This is a genomic window from Xanthobacter sp. BG11Y11_SDJG, assembly GCF_057364445.1.
This window is the reverse complement of sequence record NZ_JBNFNU010000236.1, coordinates 1-6,627: the sequence shown is the minus strand read 5'-3', so window position 1 is coordinate 6,627 and position 6,627 is coordinate 1. Positions and strand designations below refer to the sequence as shown.

Genomic DNA, 6,627 nt, shown 5'->3' with positions numbered 1-6,627 from the left:
CTTCGCCATCCATGTGGAGGTGTGCTGCGAACCGGGCACCGGGCGCGCCGGCCCCCACCGCTTCCGCGAGGGTCATCGATCACGCGCGGCGCGAACTGCGCGGCGCGAGGCGCGCCGCGCGCAGGGCGTCCGCCATCAGCGTGCCGCGGCCGGGGCCGAGCTCGATGAGGCGGAAGGGGGTTGGCGCGCCCATGGCCTGCCATTGCGCCACCGCCCACAGGCCGATCAGCTCGCCGAACATCTGGCTGATCTCCGGCGCGGTGACGAAGTCGCCGGCCGCGCCGAGCGGGTCGCGGGTGATGTAGTAGCCGTATTTCGGATGGCCCAGCGCCAGCGCCATGAAGCGGCGCAGCGGCATCGGCCCGCCGGCGGCGATCAGCGCCTTGATCTCGGCTTCGAGCGGCCCGCTCACGGCGCGGGGCGCCTCCTGAGCGCATAGAGGAGCAGGCCGAGACCGGCCAGCACCACAGGCACCGAGAGCCACATGCCCATGGTGGTGCCGAAGGCGAGGTAGCCGAGCTGGGCGTCGGGCTCGCGGAAGAACTCTCCCGTGATGCGCCCGAGCCCGTAGCCGATGCCGAAGATGCCGGCGGCGACGCCGGGCCGCTTCAGCCCGCCGAGGCGCACCACGAGCAGCATCACCAGGAACAGGACGAGGCCCTCCAGCGCCGCCTCGTAAAGCTGGCTCGGATGGCGCGGAATGTTGCCGCCGGTGGGGAAGATCACGGCCCACGGCACGTCGGCAGGGCGGCCCCACAATTCGCCGTTGATGAAATTGGCGATGCGCCCGAACAGGAGGCCGAGCGGCGCCACAACGCCCGCGACATCCAGCAGCGAGAAGATGCGAATGCCGCGGGCGCGGGCGAACAGCACCAGAGCGACGATGGTGCCGGCGAGCCCGCCGTGGAACGACATGCCGCCCTTCCACACGGCGACGATGTCGGCCGGGTTCGCGGCGAAATAAGCGGGATTGTAGAACAGCACGTAGCCAAGCCGGCCGCCCAGGATCACGCCCAGCGTCGCCCAGAACAGCGCGTCGTCGAGGTCCTGCGGCCGCATGGGCGAGGTGCCGCCCCACAGCGCCGGCCGGGCGACGAGCCAGCGCGCATAGAGCCAGCCCAGCACCAGCCCGGCGATATAAGCGAGCGCATACCAGCGGATGGCGAGCGGGCCGACATGGACCAGCACCGGATCGATGGCGGGGAAGGGCAAGGCGAGGGTCGGCATCGGCTCCCCGGGGCTGCGGCGGCCGCCATGTGGCAAGCCGCGGGCGCCGCCGTCAAGCCGGCCCGGCGCAGGGCAGGGTCCATTCCCGTGCGGCTGCCGCCGCTGGCGGGACGGCGCGGCGGCCTATAGATAGAGCAACGTTCGCAAGGCCCGCGCTCCGCCGCGCCGGGCGCCGGAGATGGTCATGGCTCTCAAGGTCGCGGTCCAGATGGACCATATCGCCCGCATCAACATCGCCGGCGATTCCACCTTCGCGCTGCTGCTGGAGGCGCAGCGGCGCGGGCACACGCTCTACCACTACACGCCCGAGCGCATGGCCATGCGCGACGGCGTCGTCTTCGCCACCATCGAGCCGCTCACCGTGAAGGACGAGGCCGGCGCCCACTTCACTCTGGGCGAGAAGGCGCGCGTGCCGCTCGCCGAGATGGACGTGGTGCTGATGCGCCAGGACCCGCCCTTCGACATGGCCTATGTGACCGCGACCCATCTCCTGGAGCGCATCCACCCGAACACCCTGGTGGTGAACGACCCGGCGCATGTGCGCAATGCGCCGGAGAAGATCTTCGTCACCGAATTCCCGGACCTGATGCCGCCGACCCTGATCTCCCGCGACCTCGACGAGATCAAGGCGTTCCGCGCCGAGTTCGGCGACGTGGTGATGAAGCCGCTCTACGGCAATGGCGGCGCCGCGGTGTTCCGCCTTGCCGCCGACGACCTCAATTTCGGCTCGCTCTACGACCTGTTCGCCACCACCTTCCGCGAGCCCTGGGTGATCCAGCGCTTCCTCCCCGAAGTGAAGCACGGCGACAAGCGCATCATCCTGGTGGACGGGGTTGCTGCGGGCGCGGTGAACCGCGTGCCGAGCGAGGGCGACCTCAGGTCCAACATGGTGCGCGGCGGCGCGGCGAAGCCCACCGACCTCACGCCGCGCGAGCAGGAGATCTGCGCCCGCATTGGCCCGTCGCTGAAGAAGATGGGCCTGATCTTCGTCGGCATCGACGTGATCGACGGCAACCTCACCGAGATCAACGTCACCTCGCCCACCGGCCTTCGGGCCATCAAGCGCCTGGGCGGCCCGGATATCGCCGTCGAGATCTGGGACAAGATCGAGGACAAGCGCGCGGCGCGCTGAATTTCGGAGTTTCGACGATGGCCCAGCCTTTCACCGCCTCGGTTCCCCACAAGCTCGGCCGGGAGGAGGCGACCCGCCGGCTGCAGTCCGGCCTCACCACGGTGCGCGACCGCTTCGCGAGCCATGTGGAGATCGTCGAGGAGCGCTGGACCGACGGCCACCTGGACTTCCGCGTCGCCGTCATGGGCCAGCACGCCTCCGGCACGCTGGACGTGCTCGACGAGGCCGTGAACCTCTCGGTGGAACTGCCCTTCTTCCTGTCCATGCTGGCCAACAAGGCCAAGGACCTGGTGATGAAGCAGGGGCAGATCCTGCTGGAGAAGAAATAGCGCGGGGCGGGTCTGGGTGCCTTCGCGAACGCCGGGTCCCTGACGCCGGCGGCGTGCTCTGCCGCCGCTTTCCTCCCACCGCCGTCGCCCTTGACCCCCGCCGTCGCCGCTGTCCCCACCGTCATCCCCCGCTTGTCCGGGGGATCCACCCGCGGCCGGGCTGGCGCTTCATTCTTCAGCCATCCGCAGACGGCGCAGTGGATGCCCCGGACAAGCCGGGGCATGACGGCAACTCGGTCGGGGCGGACGAGCGGGCGTGACGGCGGTTGAAGGGAGGAAGGCGACGCGAACAGGCGCCCCGCCGCTCACACCGCCTTCAGCACCAGCGTCAGCGTGTCGAGGGTGAAGGTGCCGTCCGTCTCGATCTCGAAATGGCGCCTGACCTCCTGCGGCGCGCTGTCCTGGAGCGAGCGGATGGCGGCGGCATTCACCGGGCTGGTGCCGATGCGGGTGATCCACGGCCCGTATTCGAGCCGCAGCCGCCGCGGCGTCTCGCTCGCCACCGCGAAGCCGGCCGCCTCGGCGAAGGCGCGCCATTCGCGCGCCGCATAGTCGCGCACGTGGGAGGGGTCGCGCAGCATCTCCACGGTCTGAAGGAAGGTGTCCAGCAGCGCGGTCTCGGCCGCGATCACGTCCATGAACACCGCCAAGCCGCCGGGCTTCAGCATGCGCCGCGCCTCGCGCACGCCCGCCGCCGCATCGGCCCAGTGATGGGCGCTGTAGCGCGAGACGACGATGTCGAAGCTGGCGTCGGCGAACGGCAGGCGCTCGGCGACGCCCTGCGCGGTCGTGATGTTGGCGAGGCCGCGCTGCCGCGCCTGGTCCGCCACCGCCGCCAGCATCTCGGTGGAGAGGTCGTAGGCCACCACCTCCCTCACGTGCGGCGCGGCGGTGAAGCTCACATGGCCGCCGCCGCAGCCGAGGTCGATGAGGCGCGCCTCGCCTTGGCCGTCGAGCAGGCGGGCGAGCGCCGCAAGGTCCTCGCCCTGGGCGTGGACCGCGCTCGTCACATAGGCGCTCGCCTGCGGGCCGAACTGGCGCGCCACCAGCTCCTGGATGGTGGCGGAAGGAATTGCGGACATGGGCCTTCTCCGGGCGTGCGCGCGGGCGGGTGATCTGGGGCCGGGATTTCAGCCCGGCCCGGTGCCGCGCGCAAGCCGCTGCGGCGCAAGGCTCCTCAGGAAGCCCTGCGGTCGCGGTCCGGGTGGTGGAAGGCCAGCACCACCACCACCGAGGACAGAGCGAGCACCGCCATCAGCAGGAAGCCGTCGGTGAACGATCCGCGCAGATGCAGCACGAAGCCGGTGAGCGCGGGAGCGAGGAAGCCGGCGAGCGCGAAGGCGAAGTCCATGAGCCCGAGGGCGGTGGCCGCCCGCTCCGGAACGATGTCCACGTTCACCGCGTAATAGGCCGCATTGGCGCCCATGGAGGCGGCCACCGCCACCGTGATGCCGGCGATCGCCACAAACAGGTTGTCGGCGAACGCCACCGGCACCACCGCCAGCGCCGCCACCAATTGGCTGCCGGCGATGACATAGGAGCGTGCCACCCTGAGGCGCCCCGTGGTCTTCAGCAGCTGGTCCGACAGAAGGCCGAGCGCCCACAGCGCCGCCGCAGCCGCAAGCCACGGCACCACGGTGAAGGCGCCCACCGTGGTCAGGTCCAGCTTGTAGACGGTGTGCAGATAGCTCGGCAGCCAGCTCATGAAGAAGAACAGGAAATAGCCGAACACGAAGAACGCCCAGTAATTGGCCAGCAGCGTGCGGTTGGTGAGCAGCGCGCGCAGCACCGCGCGCTCGGGCCAGATGTCGCTTGGACGGCGGCGGCGCGGCGCCGGCGCCGGCACGGATCGCGGCCAGCTCGGCCGCGTTCACATGGCGCGAGCGGGCGGGATCGTCGCGGAACAGGAAGAACCACAGCGGCACCCAGGCCACCGAGAGCGCGAACAGCACGCCGAACGTCCAGCGCCAGTCGAGCAGCGCCAGAAGCTGGGTGACGATCGGCCCGCCGATGGCGAGCGCCACCGGCACCGCCAGCAGCGCATAGCCGTGGGCGCTCGCCTGCTGCGCCGGCGGCAGCCAGCGTGCGAGCGCGCCCGTCATGGCCGGGAAGTTCGGCCCTTCCGCCACGCCGAGCAGGGTGCGCGCCAGATAGAGCGTGAGGAAGCCGGAGGCGACGCCGGTGAGGCCGATGGACAGGCTCCACATGACCGCCGCGACGGTCAGCACCAGGCGCGCGCCGTAGCGGTCCACGGCGAAGCCGCCGATCAGCGTCGTCACCGCATAGCCGATGCCGAAGGCGCCGAGGATGGTGCCGGCATCGAGCTTGGAGAGGCCCAGCTCCGCCTCCATGGCCGGGATGGCATAGGAGATCGCGGCGCGGTCCACATAGTTCACCACCGTGATGATGAACAGCAGCAGCACCACCACGTAGCGAAACCGCGTCGCCGCCATGCGTCCCTCCCCCGGCACCTCCGGCGCACCCTAGGCGCGGTTCCGCCGCGAGGGAATGGGAAACAATGTTCCTAATTCGTTCTTGCCTCATCTGGCGTGCTCCGCTAGCCTTCCGCAATCAGGGGCTTCAGGGGGCGCGCATGATCCAGCGCGTGGCGACAGTGGCGTTCGAGGGGGTGGAGGCACGCCCCGTCGACGTGCAGGTGCACGTGGCCGCGGGCCTGCCGGCCTTCACCATCGTCGGCCTGCCCGACAAGGCCGTGACCGAGGCCAAGGAGCGGGTGCGCGCGGCGCTGATCGCCTCCGGCCTGGCGCTGCCGGCGCGGCGCATCACCATCAATCTCGCCCCTGCGGACCTGCCGAAGGAAGGCTCGCACTATGACCTGCCCATCGCCCTCGGCCTCATGGCCGCCATCGGCGCCATCCCGGCGGACGCGCTCGCCGGCTTCACGGTGGTGGGCGAGCTCGGCCTCGACGGCACGCTCGCGGCCGTGGCCGGCGTGCTCCCCGCCGCCATCGGCGCCAATGCGCGCGGGCACGGCCTCATCTGCCCCGCGCCCTGCGGCGCCGAGGCGGCCTGGGCGAGCCCGGACATGGACATCCTCGCGCCGGTCTCCCTCATCGCTCTCGCCAACCATTCTCGGGGCGGCAGGTGATGGCGCGCCCCGAACCGCGCATGGGCGAGCCGGCGCTCGCGCCGCTCGACCTCAGGGACGTGCGCGGCCAGGAGGCGGCCAAGCGCGCTCTAGAGGTGGCCGCGGCCGGCGGCCACAATCTGCTGTTCGTCGGGCCGCCGGGGGCGGGCAAGTCCATGCTCGCCCAGCGCCTGCCCTCCATCCTGCCGCCGCTCTCGCCGGCGGAGATGCTGGACGTGTCCATGATCGCCTCGGTGGCCGGCACGATCGAGAACGGCGCGCTGATGGACCGCCGGCCGTTCCGCGCGCCGCACCATTCCGCCAGCATGGCCGCCATGGTGGGCGGCGGCATCAAGGCGCGGCCGGGCGAGGTCTCGCTCGCCCATAACGGCGTGCTGTTCCTGGACGAGCTTCCGGAGTTCACGCCCCAGGTGCTCGACAGCCTGCGTCAGCCGCTGGAGAGCGGGGAGGTGCTGATCGCGCGCGCCAACCACCGCGTCACCTATCCCGCCCGCTTCCAGCTGATCGCGGCGATGAATCCCTGCCGCTGCGGGCGCGCCGGGGAGCCGGGCTTCACCTGCAAGAAGGGGCCGCGCTGCGCCGATGAATACCAGGCGCGGCTGTCCGGCCCGTTCCTGGACCGCATCGACATCCATCTGGAGGTGCCCGCGGTCTCGGCCGCCGACCTCGTTCTGCCGGCGCCGCGGAAGGTTCGCGCGAGGTGGCGGCGCGGGTCGCCATGGCGCGGGAGATTCAGGCCGAGCGTTACGCGGCGCCTCGGCGCCCGGACGTGCGACACCAATGCGCAGGCCTCCCGGCCCGCTGCTCGACACGTGGCGAGGCCGGACGGG

5 protein-coding genes and 3 pseudogenes are annotated in these 6,627 nt (G+C 71.2%); 3 read left to right on the top strand and 5 right to left on the bottom strand.

Annotation, left to right across the window (positions count from 1 at the left end; translation table 11 throughout):
• Positions 1 to 100 precede the first annotated feature (100 nt).
• Positions 101 to 358: pseudogene (locus tag AC2W7M_RS17060) on the bottom strand (SAM-dependent methyltransferase); the annotation flags it as partial.
• Positions 359 to 408: 50 nt separating this feature from the next.
• Positions 409 to 1,227, bottom strand: a complete 819-nt coding sequence (lgt, locus tag AC2W7M_RS17055; protein ID WP_486133507.1) for a prolipoprotein diacylglyceryl transferase — start codon at positions 1,225 to 1,227, stop codon at positions 409 to 411.
• A 184-nt stretch (positions 1,228 to 1,411) separates the two neighbouring features.
• On the opposite strand from lgt, the gene gshB reads away from it, so the two are divergent.
• Both gshB and AC2W7M_RS17045 read left to right on the top strand, forming a co-directional pair.
• Positions 1,412 to 2,359 carry a glutathione synthase gene (gene gshB / locus AC2W7M_RS17050; RefSeq protein ID WP_486133505.1) on the top strand — a complete coding sequence of 316 codons (948 nt, stop codon included), beginning with the start codon at positions 1,412 to 1,414 and terminating at the stop codon, positions 2,357 to 2,359.
• A gap of 17 nt (positions 2,360 to 2,376) precedes the next feature.
• Positions 2,377 to 2,688, top strand: a complete 312-nt coding sequence (locus AC2W7M_RS17045; protein WP_121622598.1) for a polyhydroxyalkanoic acid system family protein — start codon at positions 2,377 to 2,379, stop codon at positions 2,686 to 2,688.
• 305 nt (positions 2,689 to 2,993) lie between these two features.
• Here AC2W7M_RS17045 and AC2W7M_RS17040 read toward each other — a convergent pair whose 3' ends face one another.
• The 3 genes and pseudogenes from AC2W7M_RS17040 to AC2W7M_RS17030 all read right to left on the bottom strand — a co-directional run.
• On the bottom strand, positions 2,994 to 3,770 hold the full coding sequence (locus AC2W7M_RS17040) for a class I SAM-dependent methyltransferase (protein WP_486133503.1): 777 nt from the start codon (positions 3,768 to 3,770) through the stop codon (positions 2,994 to 2,996).
• A gap of 95 nt (positions 3,771 to 3,865) precedes the next feature.
• Entirely contained in the window at positions 3,866 to 4,477 is a 612-nt protein-coding gene (locus AC2W7M_RS17035) for an MFS transporter (protein WP_486133509.1), read from the bottom strand.
• A 100-nt stretch (positions 4,478 to 4,577) separates the two neighbouring features.
• A pseudogene (locus tag AC2W7M_RS17030) lies at positions 4,578 to 5,141 on the bottom strand (MFS transporter); the annotation flags it as partial.
• A 140-nt stretch (positions 5,142 to 5,281) separates the two neighbouring features.
• Between AC2W7M_RS17030 and AC2W7M_RS17025 the strand changes: the two are divergent.
• Positions 5,282 to 6,627: pseudogene (locus AC2W7M_RS17025) on the top strand (YifB family Mg chelatase-like AAA ATPase); the annotation flags it as partial.

Coding starts and splice junctions, on each gene's coding strand:
- AC2W7M_RS17045 (WP_121622598.1), top strand. CDS start 2,377: ATGGCCCAGCCTTTCACCGCCTCGGTTCCCCACAAGCTCGGCCGGGAG.
- lgt (WP_486133507.1), bottom strand. CDS start 1,227: ATGCCGACCCTCGCCTTGCCCTTCCCCGCCATCGATCCGGTGCTGGTC.
- gshB (WP_486133505.1), top strand. CDS start 1,412: ATGGCTCTCAAGGTCGCGGTCCAGATGGACCATATCGCCCGCATCAAC.
- AC2W7M_RS17040 (WP_486133503.1), bottom strand. CDS start 3,770: ATGTCCGCAATTCCTTCCGCCACCATCCAGGAGCTGGTGGCGCGCCAG.